This window comes from Caulobacter sp. GW821-FHT11E11, assembly GCF_058808315.1.
Genome location: NZ_JBXARO010000005.1, coordinates 95,250 through 113,528, shown reverse-complemented (window position 1 = coordinate 113,528; position 18,279 = coordinate 95,250). Strand labels below are relative to the sequence as shown.

The following is an 18,279-nucleotide window of genomic DNA, read 5'->3' as shown; positions in this document are numbered from 1 at the left end:
TAACGGTGTTCCGTGAGAGTTGCGGCCGTGCTTGTCCTGCCCCAAGCTCCGGTCCCTGATGCGTACATCGTCACCCACCACCCTGTTGCTCGGCGTCGTTCTGCTGTGCGTGGCGACCGCGCTGGCCGGGGTGTGGATGGCGTTGAGCCCGGCCTGGCTGGGGGCGAGCTTCACCGCTCGGCCCGACGGGACGGTGGTGATCACCCGCCTGGCTCCCGAGGGGCCGCTGGCGCGGGCCGGGGCCAAGGTGGGAGATCGGCTGACCGGAGTCGGCGCCGATCCGACGGCCCCGGCCTTGCGCGCCGCCGAGATCGGCGGCCTCGACAGCCCCGCCACCCAGGTCGCCGCGCGTGAGCAGAACCGGCTGGAAGGCCAGTTCGCCCAGGCCCTGAAGGCCCGGCCGCTGGTCGTGCGGCTGGCGGGTCCGGACGGCGTCCAGCGCCCCGTGACCCTGGACGGCCGCACCCGGCCGCTGACCAGCCTGAACCCCGAGTTCTGGGCCAACCTGGCGTTCGGCCTGATCGCGGCCCTGATCGTCGGCTGGGTGTGGGCGCTGCGGCCGCGCGACCTGGCCACCCAGCTGTTTGGCCTGACGGGCCTGTCGATGCTGGCCTTCACCTTCGGCTGGGCGGTCAATTCCAGCGTCGAGCTGGTCAGCGGCGCCGGACTGAACCTGGCCGCCGGCGTGCTGAACATGACGGGCGCGGTGGCCTTTGGCGGGGCGATGATCGCCTTCTTCCTGGCCTACCCCAAACGGGTGACCAGGCTGCCGGTGATGCTGCTGGTTCCGCTGTGGGTGCTGGCCTGGGCGCTGACGCCGCTGCTGCCGGGCAACCCCTCGGTCGAGAGCACGGGCCAGGCGGTCACCTCGCTCGAGATGGCCCTGATCATCGTCGCCATCGCCGTCCAGGCCTTCGCCAGCCGCAAGGACCCCGCCGCCATGGCTGCGACCCGCTGGCTGGGCCTGTCGGTGATCGTCGGGGCCGGGGCCTTCATCGGCAATGTCGCCGTGCCGATCGCGTTCGGCATGCGCCCGTTCCTGGACCCGCGCTACTCGCTGGGCTTCTTCGTGATCATCTATGTCGGCATGGCCGTGGGCCTGCGCCGTCACAAGCTGTTCGAGCTGGACCAGTGGGCGTTCCGGATCCTGTTCTACCTCAGCGCCGGCGCGGCCATGCTGGCTCTGGACGGCCTGCTGATCACCGCCCTGGGCGCGGCGCCCAGCACGGCGCTGGGCGTGTCGCTGCTGATCGTCGCCTTCGCCTACCTGCCGTTCCGCGACGTCCTGTGGCGGCGCACGATCGGCCGCAAGACCATGAAGGAGCACGAGATGTTCGCCGCCGTGGCCCAGGTCGCCCTGATCCACGACGTCGAGGCCCGCATCTTCGCGTGGAAGGCCTTGCTGTCGCGGGTCTATGAGCCGCTGGAGGTGACCGCCGGCTCGCCCGTCCAGGCCCCAAGCACCAATGGGGCCGAGATCCTGGAGGAGGGCGTGGCGCTGGGCCTGCCCGCCGCCGCCGGGGCTGGGGCCCTGACCCTGCGCTTTCCGTTCCGAGGCCGGGGGCTGTTCGGCACGGCCCAGGCCCAGTTGGCCGACCAGCTCGTGGGACTGCTCTCACAGATCGAGGAAGGCCGCGACGCCTATGCCCGCGGCGTGGTTGAGGAGCGCCTGCGCATCGCCCGCGACCTGCATGACGACGTCGGCGCGCGGCTGCTGTCGGGCCTGCACCGCCAGGACCTGGGCCAGACCCGCGAGGCCATGCGCGGCGCGATCGGGGATCTCAGGGCCATCGTCTCGGGCCTGTCGGGCCACGACCTGCCGCTGGAAGCGGTGCTGGCCGACCTGCGCCACGAGACCGCCGAGCGGCTGGAGGCGGCCGGCATCGCCCTGGACTGGCCGCCGGTCGAGCTGGCCGCGCCCGACGCCGTCTCGCCCTACCGCGTCTACAAGAACCTGACCTCGGCAGTGCGCGAGGTGGTGTCGAACGCCATCCGCCACGCCGGGGCGACCCGCGTGGCGGTGACCGTGCACGAGGCGGGCGGCCGGCTGGAACTGACGATCAGCGACGACGGCGTGGGCTTGCCACGCGATCCTGGCGGGCGGCGCAGCGGCCTGGCCAATCTTGAGCGCCGTCTTGGCGAGATCGGCGGCGCGGTGGACATTCCGGACACGACCAGGGGCACGGTGATCCGCCTGTGCGCGCCGATCGATGCGAGCGCGCCCGCATGAGCCTGCCCTCCACCGCATTGGTCCTCGAAGACCAGGCCGAGACCCGCGAGCACCTGCTGGCGGCCCTGGCGGAGGCCTTCCCCGGCGTGGTCGCGCGCGGTGCGGCCGACCTGGCCGAGGCGCGCTCGTTCCTGAGTGACGGCGCGCCGGACCTGGCCTTGGTCGACCTGGCCCTGCCGGATGGGCGCGGCGTCGACTTCCTGCGCGATCTCGCCGAGCGCTCGGGCGGGACGACGCGGTCGGTGGTCGTGACGATCTATGCCGACGACCACCACCTGTTCGACGCCATCGCGGCGGGGGCGGGCGGCTACCTGCTCAAGGACATGGGCCGCGACGAGCTGGTGCGTTACCTGCGCCGGCTGGAGGCGGGCGAGACGCCGCTGTCGCCGGCGGTGGCGCGGCGGATGCTGGACTATTTCCGCAAGCCCCTGGCGGCGGTGGAGCCAGAAGCGGCTTTGACGCCCCGCGAGACCGAGGTGCTGCGCCTGATCGGCCGGGGCCTGCGCTCGGGCGAGGCGGCCAAGGTCATGGGCGTCACCGAACTGACCGTGGCGGGCTATGTGAAGGCGATCTACCGCAAGCTCAACATCTGCTCGCGGGCCGAGGCGGCGCTGGAGGCGGCGAAGCGGGGGTTGGTCTAGAGCCAAATTTCGCCGCGAAGTTCCGCTCAAGGATCGCTACGGTGAGCCTCACCGGAATCGAACCTCGAAAGTCCCCATGCGCCTTCTCGCTCCCCTGGCCCTCGCGGCCTTCCTCGCCGCCGGCGCGGCTCATGCCCAGGTCACGCCGACCGCGCCGCCGCAGCTGAACGCCGGGCCGTCGGCCAACGCCGTCGCCGGCAAGGCCTTCCTGGAGAAGAACGCCAAGGCGCCGGGTGTCGTCACCCTGCCGTCGGGCCTGCAATACAAGATCACCACCAGCGGCCCCAAGACCGGCCCGTCGCCGAAGCTGGGCGACATCATCAAGGTCCACTACGAGGGCAAGCTGCTGGACGGCACGGTGTTCGATAGCAGCTTCGCGCGCGGCAAGGCGGCGATCATGCCGGCTGACGGCCTGATCCCGGGCTGGCTGGAGGCCCTGCCGCTGATGAAGGTCGGTGACGAGTGGACGCTGTATATCCCGGCCGAGCTGGGCTACGGCGGGCGGGACATGGGCGAAATCCCGCCGGACAGCGTGCTGGTGTTCCGGCTGCAGCTGATCGGGATGCTGGCGGTCGACTAGGGGCGCAGCGACAAGGCTTTTCCCTCTCCTCCCCCTCTGGGGGAGGGGGAGGAGAGGGACTTCTCAGATTCAGCTGACGTTCCGCGACTTCATCAACGGCTGGATCTTCTCCCCGAAGTCCTCGACCCCCTTCACGAAGTCGTCGAACGTCAGCAGCACCCCCGCCGTGCCCGGCACCGCGGCGATCTCGTCCATCATCCGGGCGATGCTCTCATAGCTGCCCACCAGCGTGCCCATGTTCAGGTTCACCGCCGACTCCGGCGCCGCCAGCTGGGTCGTATTGGTCGTCGCCCCGGCCTTGGCATTGGGCGCCGCCTGGTTGGTCAGCCACGCCAGCGCCTCCTGGTCCGCGCCCTCGCGGTAGGACTGCCACTTGGCCATCGCCTTCTCATCGGTCTCGTCGGCGATGATCATGAACAGCAGGAACGACTGCACGTCGCGGCCGGTCTTTTCCGCCGCCGCTTCCAGCCGCTTGTTGACGCTGGCGAAGGCCGTCGGCGTGTTGGTCCCCTTGCCCAGGGCGAAGCTGTAGTCGGCATATTGCGCCGTGAAGGCCAGGCCCTCGTCGGACGAGCCGGCGCAGATCAGCTTGGTCTCTTTCGGGTGCGGACTGACCCGGCAGTCGTCCATGGTGAAGTACTTGCCCTTGAAGTCCGAGACGCCGGTCTCCAGCAGCTCCTTCAGCACGGTCGTGTATTCGGCCAGGTAGTTGTAGCGGTCGGTATAGTGCTCCTCGCCCGGCCACAGACCCATCTGGCTGTACTCGGCCTTCTGCCAGCCGGTGACCAGGTTGATCCCGAAGCGGCCCGGGGCGATCGAGTCGATGGTCGAGGCCATGCGGGCCACGATGGCCGGCGGGATGGTCAGGGTGGCGACGGTGGCGAAGATCTTGATCTTCGACGTCACGGCCGCCAGGCCCGACATCAGGGTGAAGCTCTCGAGATTGTGCTCCCAGAACTCGGTCTTGCCGCCGAACCCGCGCAGCTTGATCATCGAGAGCGCGAAGTCGAAGCCGTACTTTTCGGCCTTCTGGGTGATCTCTTTATTGAGCTCGAAGCTGGGCATGTACTGCGGAGAATTCTCCGAGATCAGCCAGCCGTTGTTGCCGATGGGGATGAAGACGCCGACCTGCATGGTTGTTATTCCCCCGTGAGAAATTTGATGAGGCCTTCGTTGAAGGTCTCGGGATCGGTGACGGTGAAGCCGTGGCCGCCCCAGGCGATCTGCTGGAAGTCGGCATTGGGCAGGCGGCCGGCCATGCGTTGCGAGCACAGCGGCGGCACAAGCATGTCGTCGGCGCTGGCGCTGATCAGGACCCGGTGGGTGATCTGGTCCAGCCGCGCGTCGACGTCGAAGGCCAGCAAGGCGTTGATCCGCGCCAGCATCACCTCGCGCGGCGGGAAGCCGGCCACGTGGTGGGCCTCCTCGGCCTGCAGCCGAGTGTGGTTCCGCGAGATCCAGTCGGCCGGATAGAGGAAGATCGGCTGGGCGTGGACATAGGCTTGTGGGCCGGTGTCGTTCAGGAGATGGATGCGGGTGTCGAAGCAGCGGCGGATGTGCGGATCGGGCCGGCTCCAGCCGTTGACGACGACCAGCTTGGCCAGGCGGTCGGGGTGGTCGAGGGCCAGTTGCAGGCCCGCATTGCCGCCGGCCGCGTGGCCGACCACGTGGGCCTTGGCGAGGCCCAGGGCGTCCATGACCTTGACCATGTCGTCGGCCATGTGGGCGACGGTGTAGTGGGGCGGCAGTTCCCGCGTGCTGCGGCCCGTGCCGCGATGATCGTAGGTGACGACCGGCCAACGCTCCAGCAGCGCCGCCATCTGCGGCGCCCAGAACGCCCCCGAGCCGCCCAGGCCCGACGACAGCAGCACGACCTCGCGGCCCGCCACGGGACCGCCGTGGAGTTCGTAATAGAGACCATCAACCACGCCAGAACTCACAACCCCACCCCCAATCCGCTCATCCCCGCGAAAGCGGGGACCCAAGCCGAGGCTGCGGGTTTCAGCTCGGCCGCGCCACGCTCTGAACGCCAGCCTGGGGCCCCGCTTGCGCGGGGATGAGCGGGGAGGGAGTGCATCACGTCTTACCGATGTGCGCCACGGACGCGATCTCGACCACGAAGCCGGGCTTCACCAGGCCGCACTGGATGCAGTAGCGGGCCGGTTTGTCGCCGGGGAAGTACTCGGCATAGACCTTGTTCATCGGCGCGTAGTGGGCCCAGTCGGTAACGAAGATGTGGTTCATGGTGATGTCTTCCATCGTCCCGCCGGCGGTCTCGATCACCGACTTGATGGTCTCCAGCACCTGGCGGGTCTGGGCCTCGGCGTCGTCGGGGAAGGCGACGTTGTTGTCCTTGTCGAAGGCCAGGGTGCCCGAGACGTAGACGATCCCGTCGGCCAGCGTGCCGGGCGAGAACGGGGCGATGGGCGTGCCCGTGCCGGGCGGGGTGATGACGGTCTTGGGCATCTCTTTTTCTCCCTAGGTTCGCGGCGCCAGCTGCCCGAACGCCCCCTTGAAGTCGGCCGTGCTCGACACCCAGCCGAAGAAGGTCTCGATGTTGAACAGGGCGGCCTTCTGGACGTAGTCGGGGCCCGCCTGGTGGGTGGCGTCCTCGAGCACCGTGCCGAAATATTCGAGCATGAAGCCGTCGCGCAGGGTCGACTCCACGCAGACGTTCGTGGCGATGCCGACGAACACGAGATGGCGGATGCCGCGCGCCCGCAGCACGCTGTCCAGCTGGCTGTTGAAGAAGCCGGAATAGCGGGTCTTGTGCAGCTGGATGTCGCCGGCCTGCGGTTTCAGCTCATCGACCAGCTCGTAGTCCCACTGGCCGCGCGCCAGCAGCTTGCCCTGCAGCTCGGGCTTGGCGCGCATGGTCTTCAGCGCGTTGGACTTCCACCAGTTCGGCGAGCCCGGACCGCCGGCCTCGACATACTGGTCGTCCCAGCCGTTCTGGAAATAGATCACCTGCATGCCGGCCCCGCGGGCCACCTCCAGCACGCCCTTGATCTGCTGGATCACGGCGGCCGCGCCCGAAATGTCGAAGCCGGCGAGGTCCAGATAGCCGCCCGGCGAGGCGTAGGCGTTCTGCATGTCGATGACGATCACGGCGGTGGTCTTGGGATCCACCGGGATCGGCTCAGGCCGCGCGGGCAGCATCACGGCGTCCGGAGAGAGCGGGGTGATCTGCGAGCTCATCGACGCGGCTCCTTGTGAAATCCAGGGGGCATGGAATACCATCCGGGAGAACGTTGCAATCCGAACCATTCGGTCCATGTTTGACCAAATGGTCCAAGTTCGAGATGTGATGACCGGCTCATCGGCCAAGACCGTCAAGGCTCCGCGCAAACCCGCCGCGAAACCGGCGTCCGGCGCCCGCATGCTGGTCAAGGCCGCCCAAACCGTGGGCGATGCGGGGGCTGTGGATAACTTTCCTAAGGGCCGTCGCGCGCAGGCCGGCGAAGTCCGCAAGGCCGCGATCCTCAAGGCGGCCCTGGCCGTGTTCGCGCGCCAAGGCCCGGACGGCGCCAGCGTCGAGGCCATCGCCCAGGCGGCGGGGATCTCGAAGGCCAACCTGCTCTACTACCACCCCTCCAAGGAGGCACTGTACGTGGCGGTGCTGGAGCAGGGGCTGTCGCTGTGGCTGGCGCCGCTGAGCCGCTTCACCGAGGCCGACGACCCCGCCGACGCCATCGCCGCCCTGATCGGCGCCAAGCTGGTCCTCAGCCGCGACCATCCCGAGGTCTCGCGTCTGTTCGCCCTGGAAATGCTGCGCGGCGCGCCGCTGCTGAAGCCCGTTCTCTCGGGACCCCTGAAGGCGGTGTTCGACGCCAAGGTCGCGGTGATCCAGGCCTGGATCGACGCCGGCAGGCTGAGACGGGTCGATCCGTCGCACCTGATCTTTTCGATCTGGGCCCTGACCCAGCACTATGCCGATTTCGCCGTCCAGGTGCGGGCGCTGGCCGGTAAGTCCCTGGCGGACAAGGCCTTCATGGACGAGACCCGCGCGGCCCTGACCGCCCTGGTGCTGGATGGGGTAAGACCCCGTTAGGCCTGCGCTGCGGCCACGCGCCACGTTCCGCCGGCGCGCCCGCGCGGCCTAAGGTGGCGCCGATGGTTGCGCCAGCTTCGAAACCCCGGACCGCCGATGGACGGCAGACGCGACTGATCGTCGGCATTGTCGGCGCGGCCGCCGTGCTGGTGCTCGTCTCGATCCTGGGCGCCCTGGCGCTGATGGCCCTGGCCGCGCGCCAGCTGGACCGCATGGAGTCGGTCGACGAGGTCGAGATCACCCAGCGCACCATCGCCCGCAGCCTGGAGCGGATAGAGCGCGAGCTGACCTCGGCCACGGTCTGGGACTCGGCCTATCTGGCCAATGACTGGACGCCCGACCTCGACTGGGCCGACGCCAATTTCGCCACCTACTACCACGACCAGTTCGACCACGACGTGACCTTTGCCATGCGCTCGGGCCAGGTGGCCTATGCCTCGCGCGGGGGCAGGCGGACCTCGGTCGAGGCGCTGGGCGACTTCCCGGTCCAGGCCGCGCCGATCGTCGCCGCCGTCGCCGCCGACGCCCGCGAGGCCCGCCGCCTGGGCCGCGTCAGCACCGAGGGCGAGGTGACACGCACCGGCCTGATGCGCATCGACGGCGTCGTCCACCTGGTCGCCTTCGCCGCCGTGACGCCCGAGACCGTCGCCGGCGCGCAAGGCTATGACGGCCCGCCGACCGTGGTGATCACCGCCCGCCGAATGGACGCGACCTTCGTAAGGCGCCTGTCCGAGGACCTGGGCCTGAACGAGCTGGTCCTGCTGAACGACCCCAACGCCAAGATGCCGCGCGTGCTGCTGTCGGACATCGACGGCCAGCCGCTGGCCGCCCTGGTCTGGCAGGCCGAGAACCCGGGCCTGAAGCTGCTGAAGAGCATCGCCCCCTGGATCGCCCTGGGTTTCATCGTATTGGCCGCCGCGGGCGCGGTGCTGCTGCACCGCGTGGCCGAGGCCCTGCGCAAGCTGGAGACCGGCCGGATCGCGCTGCTCGCCGCCAAGGAAGAGGCCGAGGCCGCCAACGCCGCCAAGACCCGCTTCCTGGCAAACATGAGCCACGAGGTCCGCACCCCGCTGAACGGCGTGCTGGGCATGGCCCAGGTCATGGCGGTCGACACCCTCAGCGAGCCCCAGGCCAAGCGCCTTCGAATCCTGGAGGAGTCGGGCCAGTCGCTGCTGGCCCTGCTGAACGACATCCTCGATATCGCTCGCCTGGAGACCCGCGCGGTGCGCCTGCGGGCCGAGATCTTCGACCTGGCCGGGCTGGTCGAGGCCTCCTGCGCGGCCTTCTCGGGCGCGGCGGCGGCCAAGGGTCTGAACCTCTCCGTCGACATCGCCCCTGACCTGCGCGGCCGCTGGACGGGCGACCCGATGCGCCTGCGCCAGGTGCTGGGCAATCTGGTCGCTAACGCCGTCAAGTTCACCGACGAGGGCGGGGTGACCGTCCGCGTCCGTCCCGCCACCAAGGGCGGCCTGCGCTTCGAGATCGAGGACACCGGCCTGGGCGTCGCCGTCGAGCACCAGACCGAACTCTTCAAGACCTTCTCCCAGGTCGACAGCTCGCTGACCCGCGCCCACGACGGCGCCGGCCTGGGCCTGTCGATCTGCCGCGAGCTGGTCGAGCTGATGGGCGGCACCATCGGCATGCACAGTTCGCTGGGCCTGGGGTCGAGCTTCCACTTCACCGTGCCGCTGACGCAGGCGAGCGCGGAGCGGCCGGCGCTGCGAGTGGTGCGCTGATCCATCCCGGACCGGTTTGGTAGGGTTTAGTCGCCCTGCACAGTTCGCGCGCACCCAGACCGTCAGGGCGCCGATAAATCGGAGCCGATGGCCCGACCTGCGTCCGTGGGGCCCGCCACCTCTCGCCCCACCGCCCGCCGCCGTGACCCCCTAACTCCGCACCGCCGGAGTCGGCGGTTCAGTAGGGGATGGGCTTTCAATGGATTCGCGTTCAGGGGATTCGCGTTCAGGGGCGCCGACCAGGCGTCAGCTACTTTCCGCCATCGCCAAGGTCGGCGGCACGGCGGCGCTCTATCAGGCGATGACCACGCTGGGCCACGCGGCCGAGACGCAGTTCCATGGGCCGCCCAGCCTGCAGGGCGCGCGAGCCGGGGCCAAGGTCATCGTGCTGGGCGCGGGCCTGGCCGGCATGCTGGCGGCGTTCGAGCTGCGCAAGGCCGGCTACGAGGTCCAGATCCTGGAGTTCCAGAACCGCGCCGGCGGCCGCAACTGGTCGCTGCGGGGCGGTGACACCTACACCGAGCTGGGCGGCGCGACCCAGAAGGTCGGCTTCGCTCAGGGCAACTACCTCAACCCCGGTCCCTGGCGGATCCCGCACCATCACCGCACCCTGCTGCACTACTGCAAGCAGTTCGGCGTGGCCCTGGAGCCGTTCATCCAGTTCAACCACTCGGGCTGGGTGCACTCGTCCCAGGCCTTCGGCGGCAAGCCGGTGCGCTTCAACGCCGCCGCCGCCGACTTCGAGGGCAATATCGCCGAGCTGCTGGCCAAGTCGGTCAACGCCAGGGCCCTGGACGATACGGTCACCCAGGAAGACCGCGACAAGCTGCTGGAGGCCCTGAAGGGCTGGGGCATGCTGGACAAGGACTACAAGTACTCGGCGGGCTTGCGGGCCTCGTCGCACCGGGGCTTCGAGCGGCCGGGCGGCGGCGGGGTCAATGGCGCGCCGATCCCGTCCAAGGACCTCTACAGTCTGCACGACGTGCTGGACCCGCAGGTCTGGACCTCGATGGCCTTCTTCATGGGCTCGGAGATGCAGACCACCATGTTCCAGCCGGTGGGCGGCATGGACATGATCGGCAAGGCCTTCGCCAAGCAGGTCGAGGGCCTGGTGACCTACAACGCCAAGGTCAGCAAGATCGCCCAGGACGACAAGGGCGTCGTGGTCAGCTGGACCGACACCGTCACCGGCAAGTCCGCCGACGCCAAGGGCGACTACTGCGTCTGCACCATCCCGCTGGGCATTCTGGGCCAGATGGACCTGCAGGTGACCGACGAAATGATGGCCGCCATCAAGGCCGTGCCGTACTCGGGCCAGGTCAAGATCGGCCTGGAGATGAAGCGCCGCTTCTGGGAGGAGGACGACTTCATCTACGGCGGCCACAGCTTCACCGACCAGGAGATCGGCCTGATCTCGTATCCCAACAACAACCTGTTTGGGAACGGGCCGGCGGTGCTGCTGGGGGCCTTCGCCCGCGACCTGGGCGCCTTCCGCCTGGCCGGCATGACGCCCGAGCAGCGGATCGAGGTGGCCTTGCAGCAGGGCTCGGTGCTGCACCCGGCCAGCTACCGCAAGGAGTTCGCCAGCGGCGCTTCGGTGGCCTGGAGCCGCGTGCCCTGGACCCTGGGTTGCTGCGCCCGCTGGAACGAGGAGACCCGCAAGGAGCACTACCAGACCCTGGTGGCCCTGGACCGCCGCATCGTCCTGGCCGGCGAGCATGCCAGCTACGTCGGCTGCTGGATGGAGGGCGCGCTGCTCTCGTCCATCGACGCCATCACCCGTCTGCACAAGCGCGCCCTGGAGGCCTGAGGTCATGAAGAAGCTGATGGTTTTGACGGCGCTGCTGCTGGCGTCTCCCGCTGTGGCCCAGGATAGCGCCGGCGGCATCGTCCGCGTGCCCAAGCCGGTGACCGGCGAGCAGGTCTATGGCGCGGTCTGCCAGGCCTGCCACATGGCGGATGCGAAGGGCGCGGTGGGGGCGGGGAGCATCCCGGCCCTGGCGGCCAATCCGAAGCTGGCCGGGTCGGCCTATCCGATCATGGTGGTGGCCGGCGGGAAGGGCGCGATGCCGGGGTTCAGCGGGACCTTGAGCAACGCCCAGATGGCCGAGGTGGTCAGCTATGTGCGGACCCACTTCGGCAATGCGTACGCGAAGCCGGTGACGGAAGCCGACGTGGCCAAGATCGCCAAGCCGCCGCCGGCGGCGTCGCACTGACAAGGCGGAGCCGGCGCTCCAACTCCTCCCCTAGCGGGGGAGGTGTCGGCGAAGCCGACGGAGGGGGAAGAGACCGGCTCAGCAGCACTTCCCCCTCCGGCCTTCGGCCGCCTCCCCTACGGGGGGAGGATTACCCCTCCACGATCGGCGCGATCGCGTCCAGCTGCCAGCGGATGCCGTGCTCACGCCCTTCGGCAGAGTAGTACCCGTCCAGGAACGCTCCCACCTCGGTGATCACCAGCCGGGTCTTGTCCTCCTCGGCCCGGAACTCCAGCGTCGCCACCGAGGCCGAGGCCAGCGGCTCGCCGTGGTGCATCCAGTACGCATAGACGATCCGCTCGTTGGGGATGATCTCCAGATAGCGGTTGTAGAACCGGTGCGGCGGATCCCCCGGCGGGCCGCCGATGCTGTGCTCCTCGCCGCCGACCCGGAAGTCGTACTTCTGGTCGGGGACGCCCCATTCGTCGGGGCCCTTGAACCACCGCTTCTTCTTCTCCGGATCGGCGAAGGCGGCGAACACCCGGGCGGGCGAGGCGGCATAGGTCCGCTCGACGACGAAGGTGGCGTGGATGGCATTCCTGTCGGTCTCTGGGCGCTCGGTCATTTCTCGTCCTCTTCGGCCGCCAGGAAGTCGCCCAGGCGGTCGAGGCGTCGCTCCCACTGGGTGCGCCTCTGGTTGATCCATTGTTCGGCCAGACTGAGGACATCGGGATTGATCCGGCAGGTGCGCACCCGGCCGACCTTCTCCGACGCCACGATCCCGCCCGCCTCCAGCATGGCCAGGTGCTGCATGACCGCCGGCAGCGACATGTCCAGCGGCCGGGCCAGTTCGCTCACCGAGGCAGGGCCTTGGGAGAGCCGCTCGACCATGCTCCGCCGCGCGGGGTCCGCGAGGGCCTGGAACATGAGGTCGAGCGAGGGTTGTTGGTTAGGCATGGGCTTAAGTATCGTTCGTGAGGCTAATGGTCAAGTGATTGCTTAAGTATCGTCGCAACAAAAAGCCCGCCGTCCTCGAAGGGCGGCGGGCTCTTGCGTTTAGGCTACGCGGACCTTGCCATCGACCCGGCGAGCAATCCCCAGCGGGTTGTCCGTCTTCAGCTCGGCCGGCAGCAGGGCTTCCGGCAGGTTCTGGTAGCTCACCGGGCGCAGGAATCGCGCGATCGCCAGCGTGCCGACCGACGTCGTGCGGCCATCCGAGGTCGAGGGGAACGGGCCGCCGTGGACCATGGCCGGGGCCACTTCCACGCCGGTGCCGAAGCCGTTGACCAGGATGCGGCCGGCCTTCAGCTCCAGGGCCGGCAGCAGGGCGGCGGTCAGGGCGTGGTCGGCTTCTTCCAGGTGGATGGCGATGGTCAGCTGGCCTTCCAGGGCGTCGATGACCTTGGCCAGTTCGGCCTCGTCGGCGGCGCGGACGACGACCGAGGCGGCGCCGAACACTTCCTCGTGCAGGTGCGGATTGGCCAGGAAGTCGGCCGCCGCGACGCTGAACAGGGCCGCGCGGCCGGTGTGGCTGCCGTCGGGGCCAGGCACGCCGCGCGCCACGGTGGTGACTTCCTTGGCTTCGGTCAGGGCCGCGACGCCATGGGCGAAGGCCTTGCAGATGCCCGGCGTCAGCATGACCGCGGCCGGGGCGGCCTCGACCGCTGTGGCGGCGGCCGCGACGAACGCGTCCAGCTCAGGCCCGTCGATGGCCAGGATCAGGCCGGGATTGGTGCAGAACTGGCCCGCGCCCAGGGTCAGGGCGGCCACGAAGTCCGGGGCGATCTTCTCGGCGCGGGCCTTCAGGGCGCCCGGCAGCAGGATCACCGGATTGATGCTGCTCATCTCGGCATAGAACGGGATCGGCTCGGGACGGCCCTGGGCGATGGCCAGCAGGGCCAGACCGCCGCGACGCGAACCGGTGAAGCCGGCGGCCTTGACGCGCGGATCGGCGACCAGCGCCTGGCTGACCTCGTAGCCGCTGTCGTGGATCATCGAGAACACGCCCGGATGCAGGCCGACCGAGGCGACGGCGGCCTGGATGGCGCGGCCGATCAGCTCCGACGTGCCGGGATGCGCCGGGTGGGCCTTGACGATGACCGGGCAGCCGGCCGCCAGGGCCGAGGCGGTGTCGCCGCCGGCCACCGAGAAGGCCAGCGGGAAGTTGCTCGCGCCGAACACGGCCACCGGGCCCAGCGGCACGTTGCGCAGGCGCAGGTCGGGACGCGGCAGCGGCTTGCGGTCCGGCTGGGCCGGGTCGATGCGGGTCTCCAGGAAGCCGCCGTCGCGCAGCACGCTGGCGAACAGGCGCAGCTGGCCGGTGGTGCGGCCACGCTCGCCTTCCAGGCGCGGACGGGGCAGGCCGGTCTCGGCCATGACGCGGACGATCAGGTCGTCGCCGATCGCCTCGATGTGCTCGGCGATGGCTTCCAGGAACGTCGCGCGGGTTTCGTAGGAGAGGGCGCGGTACGACGCGAAGGCCTCATGGGCCAGGGCCGCGGTGGCCTCGACATCGGCCTTGGTGGCGCCGCCGAAGGCGGGGGCCAGGGTCTCGCCGGTCGCGGGGTTCACGCCCACGATCTCGCCGTTGGTGCCCTTGCGGCTCTCGCCGCCGATCAGAAGCTCGCCCGTCAGATTCACGTTGGTCATCCCTGCAAGGATTGAAGTCGTTGTCGCCTAAATGGGAGCGCTAACATGACATGTCCATGCGCGCGCTGACCGGGTTGAGCGTTATTGTCGGAGTACACCTTGCCCGGAGGCGCTCTTGAAAGCCCGTTTCGCCGACGCCGCCAAGGCCTTGTTCGAGATTCAAGGCGGTCCGCGCGTGGATTTTACCGCTCCGCCCGGCGAGACGGCGCTGGCGGCGCCGGACTCGGTGTCGTGGCGGGTGTTCAAGAACCCGGTCGCCCTGTTCGTCGGCGGGGTGACGGCGGTGATCCTCGAACTGGCCGAGCCGCGGGTGCGGACCGGGGTGTGGGAGTATTCGAGCTTCCGGACCGACCCGCTGGGGCGGCTGAAGCGCACGGGCCTGGCGGCGATGGTCACGGTGTACGGCGCGCGCTCGGTGGCCGAGGCGATGATCGCCGGCGTGGGGCGTCAGCATGCGCGGGTCGGCGGGGTGACGCCGGGGGGCGCGGCCTATCGCGCGGATGACGTCGAGCTGCTGGACTGGGTGCAGGCGACGGCCAGCTTCGGTTTCATGGGGGCGTATCACAGCCTGGTCGAGCCGCTGTCGGCGGCGGAGCGCGACCGGTTCTACGGCGAGGCGGCGCCGGCTGCGACGCTCTACGGCGCGCTGGGCGCGCCAAGGTCGGAAGCCGACTGGGAGGCGCAGTTGGCGGCCATGCTGCCCAAGCTGGAGCGGTCGGAGGCCGTGCTGGAGTTCCTGGGTCTGATGCGCGGGGTGAAGGTGGCGGGGCCGCTGAGCCGGCTGCAGCATCCGCTGATCCGGGCGGCGGTGGGGCTCGTGCCTGAGCCGGTGCGGGAGGTGCTGGGTTTGGGCGGTGAGTGGCTGCCCAGGCCGCTGGAGCTGCCGGCGATCCGCGCGGCGGCGAGGCTCGCGGACCGAACGCCGATCCCGGGCGCGCCGCCGTGGGAGGCGAGCGTGCGGATGGGGTTACCGGGGAACTGGCTTTACCGGCGGTGAGGCTGAATAGATCCTCCCCCTAGCGGGGGAGGTGGCGCGAAGCGCCGGAGGGGGAACTTTTCCTGGCCCGGCTTCTTCCCCCTCCGTCGGCTGCGCCGACACCTCCCCCGCTAGGGGGAGGATCTTTCACCTCAGCGCCGCCCTACAGCGACTGCCCGTCATCCACCGTGAACACACTCCCCGTCACCGCCCGCGCGGCATCGGAACACAGATACAGCGCCGTCGCCGTCAGATCGTCCTCGGCCATCAGCCGCCGCCTCGGAAACCCCGACACCAGCTTCTGCCCGCCCTCGCTGTCGAACCACTCGGCGTTCAGCTCCGTCCGGATATAGCCGGGACACAGCACATTCACGTTGATCCCCTTGCGGATCCACTCCCGCGCCAGGCTCTTGCCCAGCATCGCCGTCGCCGCCTTGGACGTGCAGTAGGCCGTCAGACCGGGGAGCACCTTGTGCGCCCCGATCGAGGCCACCAGCAGCACCCGGCCACGCCCACTGGCCTCCGACCCCGCCTTGATCATCCGCCGCGCGCCCTCGCGAGCCGTCAGGAACACGCCCCGCGTATTGACGCCCATGACCTTGTCGAAGTCGGCCACGTCGATGTCCAAGGCCATGCCCTGGATGCTGATGCCGGCATTGGCGATCACCGCGTCGGGCGCGCCCAGCCGGGCCTCGATGGCGTCATAGGCGGCGATGATCGAGGCCTCGTCCTCGACGTCCATGGCGAAGGCCGCGGCGCTCGGCCCGATCTCGGCGACCAGGTCCTCCAGGCGATCGGCGCGGCGCGCGGCCAGGGCCACCCGGGCTCCCGCGGCGGCCGCCTGCCGCGCCAGATGCGCCCCGATGCCGGACGAGGCTCCGGTGATCAGCACGGTTCGTCCGCCGAGGTCGGTCATGGTCGCTCCCTTTTTCGCCAGCGTGTCGGGGCGAGGCGGCGCTGTCGAGCCGGCCCTGGCGGAAAGTACGGGGATTGAGCGGCCTGAATGCTCTGAATTGGCGAGATCGAATGTCGCGAAATCAAAGGCTTGTCACTTTTACGCGGTCCCCAATCATCCGCGCCCGCTGGCGCCGTATCTTTGTGTCATGGCCGGAAGAAGCGACGAGACGCAGGGCTGGGGCGAGACGCACCAGCACACGCTCAAAGGTCTGGTGGACACCCAGATCGAACGCCTGAAACACACCACCGACCTGGCCGTGGTCGCCGAGGTCGAGAAGATCACCAAGGCTTACATGACCGTCGCCCGCACCGTGAAGGCGGTGGAGACCATGGTCCCCGAGCCGAAAGCCAAGCCGGTCGCCAGCACGGCGGCCGATGACGACGAGGCCCCCATGCATGACGGCATTCCCGACGATCCCGAAGAGCTTCACGCCGCTCTGGCCGAGCGGTTCGCTCACGTCGCCGATCTCATCGAACGCAAGCGACGCGAAGCTGTGGACCGCGCGGGAGAAACTGGCGCTCCAGCGTGTGCTCAGCGCGATGCTGGCCAAGCCCCTGGGGCACCAGCAGAGCCCGGAACATGAGGCCTGGACCACCTGGCTGATGCTGGGCGGACGCGGCGCGGGCAAGACCTTCGCCGGGGCGCGCTGGATCACCCTGAACGCCTTGAGCCATCCGACTCTGGCCCTGGTCGGACCCACCCTGCACGACGTGCGGGAGGTGATGATCGAGGGACCGTCCGGCTTGAAGGCGATGGGCGGACCGTTGTTCCGCCCCCGCTGGGAAGCCTCGCGCCGGCGCCTGGTCTGGCCCAATGGCGCGACGGCCTACGCCTTCTCGGCCGAAGACCCCGACAGCCTGCGCGGCCCGCAGTTCCACGCCGCCTGGGCGGACGAGTTCTGCGCCTGGCCCAAGCCGGCCGAGACCCTGGCCATGCTGCGCTTCGGCCTGCGGCTGGGGGCGGATCCACGGCTAGTGGTGACGTCGACGCCGAGGCCGATCCGGGCGCTGAAGGCCTTGATGGCGGAGCCGGGCGTGCATGTGAGCCGCGCGGGGACTTCGGCCAACGCGGGGAATCTCGCGCCGGCGTTCCTGCGGACGCTGGAGACGCTGTACGGCGGCACAAGACTGGCCGCCCAGGAACTGGACGGCGTCATTGTCGAGACCGACGGCGGGCTGTTCCGGGCCGAGGACCTGGCGCGTTGCCGGGCCGCCAAGCCGGCGCGGCTGGACCGCGTGGTCGTTGCTGTTGATCCGCCCGCCACGGCGACCGGCGACGCCTGCGGGATCGTGGTGGTCGGGAGGCGGGACGACCGCGCCTTCGTGCTGGCCGACGAGACCGCGCGGGGCTTGTCCCCTGCCGGCTGGGCCGGGCGGGCGGTGGCCGCCGCGAGGCTGTGGAACGCCGACGCCCTCGTGGCCGAGGCCAACCAGGGCGGCGACATGGTGCGCTCCGTCCTGGCCCAAGCCGACCCGCCATGCCGCGTGAAACTGGTCCGCGCCAGCATCGGCAAACGCGCCCGCGCCGAGCCGGTGGCGGCCTTGTACGAGCAGGGCAGGGTGCTCCACTGCGGGCCGTTCGTGGCGCTGGAGGAGGAGCTGATGGCGCTGGGGTCGGGGGATTTGGAGCACAGTCCGGACAGGGCGGATGCGCTGGTGTGGGCGGTCAGCGAGTTGATGCTGGGGCCGGGCCGAACGCCGAGGTTGCGGGCGCTCTAGATCCTCCCCCTAGCGGGGGAGGTGGTCCGAAGGGCCGGAGGGGGAAGTTGTCCTGGCCCGGTCTCTTCCCCCTCCGTCGTCCCTACGGGCTGACACCTCCCCCGCTAGGGGGAGGATCTAGTTTCCATGGACGCGCCGTTTCGAGGATTGTCGAAAGTGTGTCGTCGACCGACCGCAGCACTTCGGCGGCCGGTATCCGCAAGGTGAAAATGCCGCGATCGGCCAGCTGCAAATCACGGATCTCGTCCTTTTCGGGTTGGTCTTCTGTTCCGTGCGACCAGCCGTCGATCTCCACGGCCAGGTGAGCCGCCGGACAATAGAAGTCTATCACGTACGGCCCGATCGGATGTTGGCGACGGAACTTGAGCCCGTCCAGGCGGCCGGCGCGCAACGCGGTCCATAGCAACACTTCAGGCAAGGACATCTCGCGGCGGAGCGATCTGGCGCGGGCGATGCGCGGTTTCTCAAGTCGCTTCACTTCCCCCTCCGTCGGCTTCGCCGACACCTCCCCCGCTAGGGGGAGGATCTGATCGGCGGCATCCACA

Annotated in this window: 18 protein-coding genes and 3 pseudogenes; 11 read left to right on the top strand and 10 right to left on the bottom strand. The window is 69.5% G+C overall.

Annotation, left to right across the window (positions count from 1 at the left end):
- The first annotated feature begins 58 nt into the window (after positions 1–58).
- The 3 genes from AC1RR5_RS13790 to AC1RR5_RS13780 all read left to right on the top strand — a co-directional run bounded on the left by AC1RR5_RS13790 (position 59) and on the right by AC1RR5_RS13780 (position 3,451).
- A complete protein-coding gene (locus AC1RR5_RS13790; protein ID WP_492922214.1) occupies positions 59–2,230 on the top strand; it encodes a sensor histidine kinase in 2,172 nt (723 codons plus the stop codon).
- Positions 2,227–2,871 (top strand): response regulator, encoded by a 645-nt coding sequence (locus AC1RR5_RS13785; RefSeq protein ID WP_492922213.1) that lies wholly within the window; start codon positions 2,227–2,229, stop codon positions 2,869–2,871. The genes AC1RR5_RS13790 and AC1RR5_RS13785 overlap by 4 nt, the downstream gene beginning before the upstream one ends.
- A gap of 76 nt (positions 2,872–2,947) precedes the next feature.
- Positions 2,948–3,451: an FKBP-type peptidyl-prolyl cis-trans isomerase gene (locus AC1RR5_RS13780; protein ID WP_492922212.1), complete on the top strand. Its 504-nt coding sequence runs from the start codon at positions 2,948–2,950 to the stop codon at positions 3,449–3,451.
- A 69-nt stretch (positions 3,452–3,520) separates the two neighbouring features.
- Here the strand turns inward: AC1RR5_RS13780 and rutA are convergent, their stop codons facing one another.
- From rutA to rutB, 4 genes are all read right to left on the bottom strand, one after another.
- Positions 3,521–4,585, bottom strand: a complete 1,065-nt coding sequence (rutA, locus tag AC1RR5_RS13775; RefSeq protein WP_492922211.1) for a pyrimidine utilization protein A — start codon at positions 4,583–4,585, stop codon at positions 3,521–3,523.
- Positions 4,586–4,590: 5 nt separating this feature from the next.
- On the bottom strand, positions 4,591–5,391 hold the full coding sequence (rutD, locus tag AC1RR5_RS13770) for a pyrimidine utilization protein D (RefSeq protein ID WP_492922210.1): 801 nt from the start codon (positions 5,389–5,391) through the stop codon (positions 4,591–4,593).
- Between the two features lie 136 nt (positions 5,392–5,527).
- On the bottom strand, positions 5,528–5,917 hold the full coding sequence (rutC, locus tag AC1RR5_RS13765; RefSeq protein ID WP_492922209.1) for a pyrimidine utilization protein C: 390 nt from the start codon (positions 5,915–5,917) through the stop codon (positions 5,528–5,530).
- Between the two features lie 12 nt (positions 5,918–5,929).
- Entirely contained in the window at positions 5,930–6,649 is a 720-nt protein-coding gene (rutB, locus tag AC1RR5_RS13760) for a pyrimidine utilization protein B (protein ID WP_492922208.1), read from the bottom strand.
- A 109-nt stretch (positions 6,650–6,758) separates the two neighbouring features.
- On the opposite strand from rutB, the gene rutR reads away from it, so the two are divergent.
- The 4 genes from rutR (at position 6,759) to AC1RR5_RS13740 (ending at position 11,454) form a co-directional block, all read left to right on the top strand.
- A complete protein-coding gene (gene rutR / locus AC1RR5_RS13755) occupies positions 6,759–7,502 on the top strand; it encodes an HTH-type transcriptional regulator RutR (protein WP_492922207.1) in 744 nt (247 codons plus the stop codon).
- 62 nt (positions 7,503–7,564) lie between these two features.
- Positions 7,565–9,238, top strand: a complete 1,674-nt coding sequence (locus AC1RR5_RS13750; RefSeq protein WP_492922206.1) for a sensor histidine kinase — start codon at positions 7,565–7,567, stop codon at positions 9,236–9,238.
- Positions 9,239–9,437: 199 nt separating this feature from the next.
- Positions 9,438–11,048 carry a flavin monoamine oxidase family protein gene (locus AC1RR5_RS13745; RefSeq protein WP_492922205.1) on the top strand — a complete coding sequence of 537 codons (1,611 nt, stop codon included), beginning with the start codon at positions 9,438–9,440 and terminating at the stop codon, positions 11,046–11,048.
- 4 nt (positions 11,049–11,052) lie between these two features.
- Positions 11,053–11,454 carry a c-type cytochrome gene (locus tag AC1RR5_RS13740; RefSeq protein ID WP_492922204.1) on the top strand — a complete coding sequence of 134 codons (402 nt, stop codon included), beginning with the start codon at positions 11,053–11,055 and terminating at the stop codon, positions 11,452–11,454.
- A 2-nt stretch (positions 11,455–11,456) separates the two neighbouring features.
- Here the strand turns inward: AC1RR5_RS13740 and AC1RR5_RS13735 are convergent.
- The 4 genes and pseudogenes from AC1RR5_RS13735 to AC1RR5_RS13720 all read right to left on the bottom strand — a co-directional run.
- A pseudogene (locus AC1RR5_RS13735) lies at positions 11,457–11,586 on the bottom strand (hypothetical protein); the annotation flags it as partial.
- A complete protein-coding gene (locus tag AC1RR5_RS13730) occupies positions 11,585–12,058 on the bottom strand; it encodes an SRPBCC family protein (RefSeq protein ID WP_492922203.1) in 474 nt (157 codons plus the stop codon). The gene AC1RR5_RS13730 and the pseudogene AC1RR5_RS13735, both read right to left, overlap by 2 nt.
- Complete coding sequence (locus tag AC1RR5_RS13725) at positions 12,055–12,390, bottom strand: ArsR/SmtB family transcription factor (RefSeq protein WP_492922202.1); 336 nt, start codon at positions 12,388–12,390, stop codon at positions 12,055–12,057. The genes AC1RR5_RS13730 and AC1RR5_RS13725 overlap by 4 nt, the downstream gene beginning before the upstream one ends.
- A 99-nt stretch (positions 12,391–12,489) precedes the next feature.
- Positions 12,490–14,082 carry an aldehyde dehydrogenase (NADP(+)) gene (locus AC1RR5_RS13720; protein ID WP_492922201.1) on the bottom strand — a complete coding sequence of 531 codons (1,593 nt, stop codon included), beginning with the start codon at positions 14,080–14,082 and terminating at the stop codon, positions 12,490–12,492.
- Positions 14,083–14,197: 115 nt separating this feature from the next.
- On the opposite strand from AC1RR5_RS13720, the gene AC1RR5_RS13715 reads away from it, so the two are divergent.
- Positions 14,198–15,079 (top strand): oxygenase MpaB family protein, encoded by an 882-nt coding sequence (locus AC1RR5_RS13715; protein WP_492922200.1) that lies wholly within the window; start codon positions 14,198–14,200, stop codon positions 15,077–15,079.
- Positions 15,080–15,221: 142 nt separating this feature from the next.
- On the opposite strand, the gene AC1RR5_RS13710 is transcribed toward AC1RR5_RS13715, so the two are convergent.
- Positions 15,222–15,974, bottom strand: coding sequence for an SDR family NAD(P)-dependent oxidoreductase (locus AC1RR5_RS13710; protein ID WP_492922199.1), 753 nt, complete (start codon positions 15,972–15,974; stop codon positions 15,222–15,224).
- On the opposite strand from AC1RR5_RS13710, the gene AC1RR5_RS13705 reads away from it, so the two are divergent.
- From AC1RR5_RS13705 to AC1RR5_RS13695, 3 genes and pseudogenes are all read left to right on the top strand, one after another.
- A complete protein-coding gene (locus tag AC1RR5_RS13705; RefSeq protein ID WP_492922198.1) occupies positions 15,973–16,599 on the top strand; it encodes a hypothetical protein in 627 nt (208 codons plus the stop codon). The two genes, AC1RR5_RS13710 and AC1RR5_RS13705, sit on opposite strands and share 2 nt — an antisense overlap.
- Positions 16,538–17,734, top strand: a pseudogene (locus AC1RR5_RS13700) (DNA-packaging protein); the annotation flags it as partial. The gene AC1RR5_RS13705 and the pseudogene AC1RR5_RS13700, both read left to right, overlap by 62 nt.
- A gap of 13 nt (positions 17,735–17,747) precedes the next feature.
- A pseudogene (locus AC1RR5_RS13695) lies at positions 17,748–17,824 on the top strand (NlpC/P60 family protein); the annotation flags it as partial.
- On the opposite strand, the gene AC1RR5_RS13690 reads toward AC1RR5_RS13695, so the two are convergent.
- Complete coding sequence (locus AC1RR5_RS13690) at positions 17,817–18,212, bottom strand: endonuclease domain-containing protein (RefSeq protein ID WP_492922197.1); 396 nt, start codon at positions 18,210–18,212, stop codon at positions 17,817–17,819. The pseudogene AC1RR5_RS13695 and the gene AC1RR5_RS13690 overlap by 8 nt on opposite strands.
- Between the last annotated feature and the right edge of the window lie 67 nt (positions 18,213–18,279).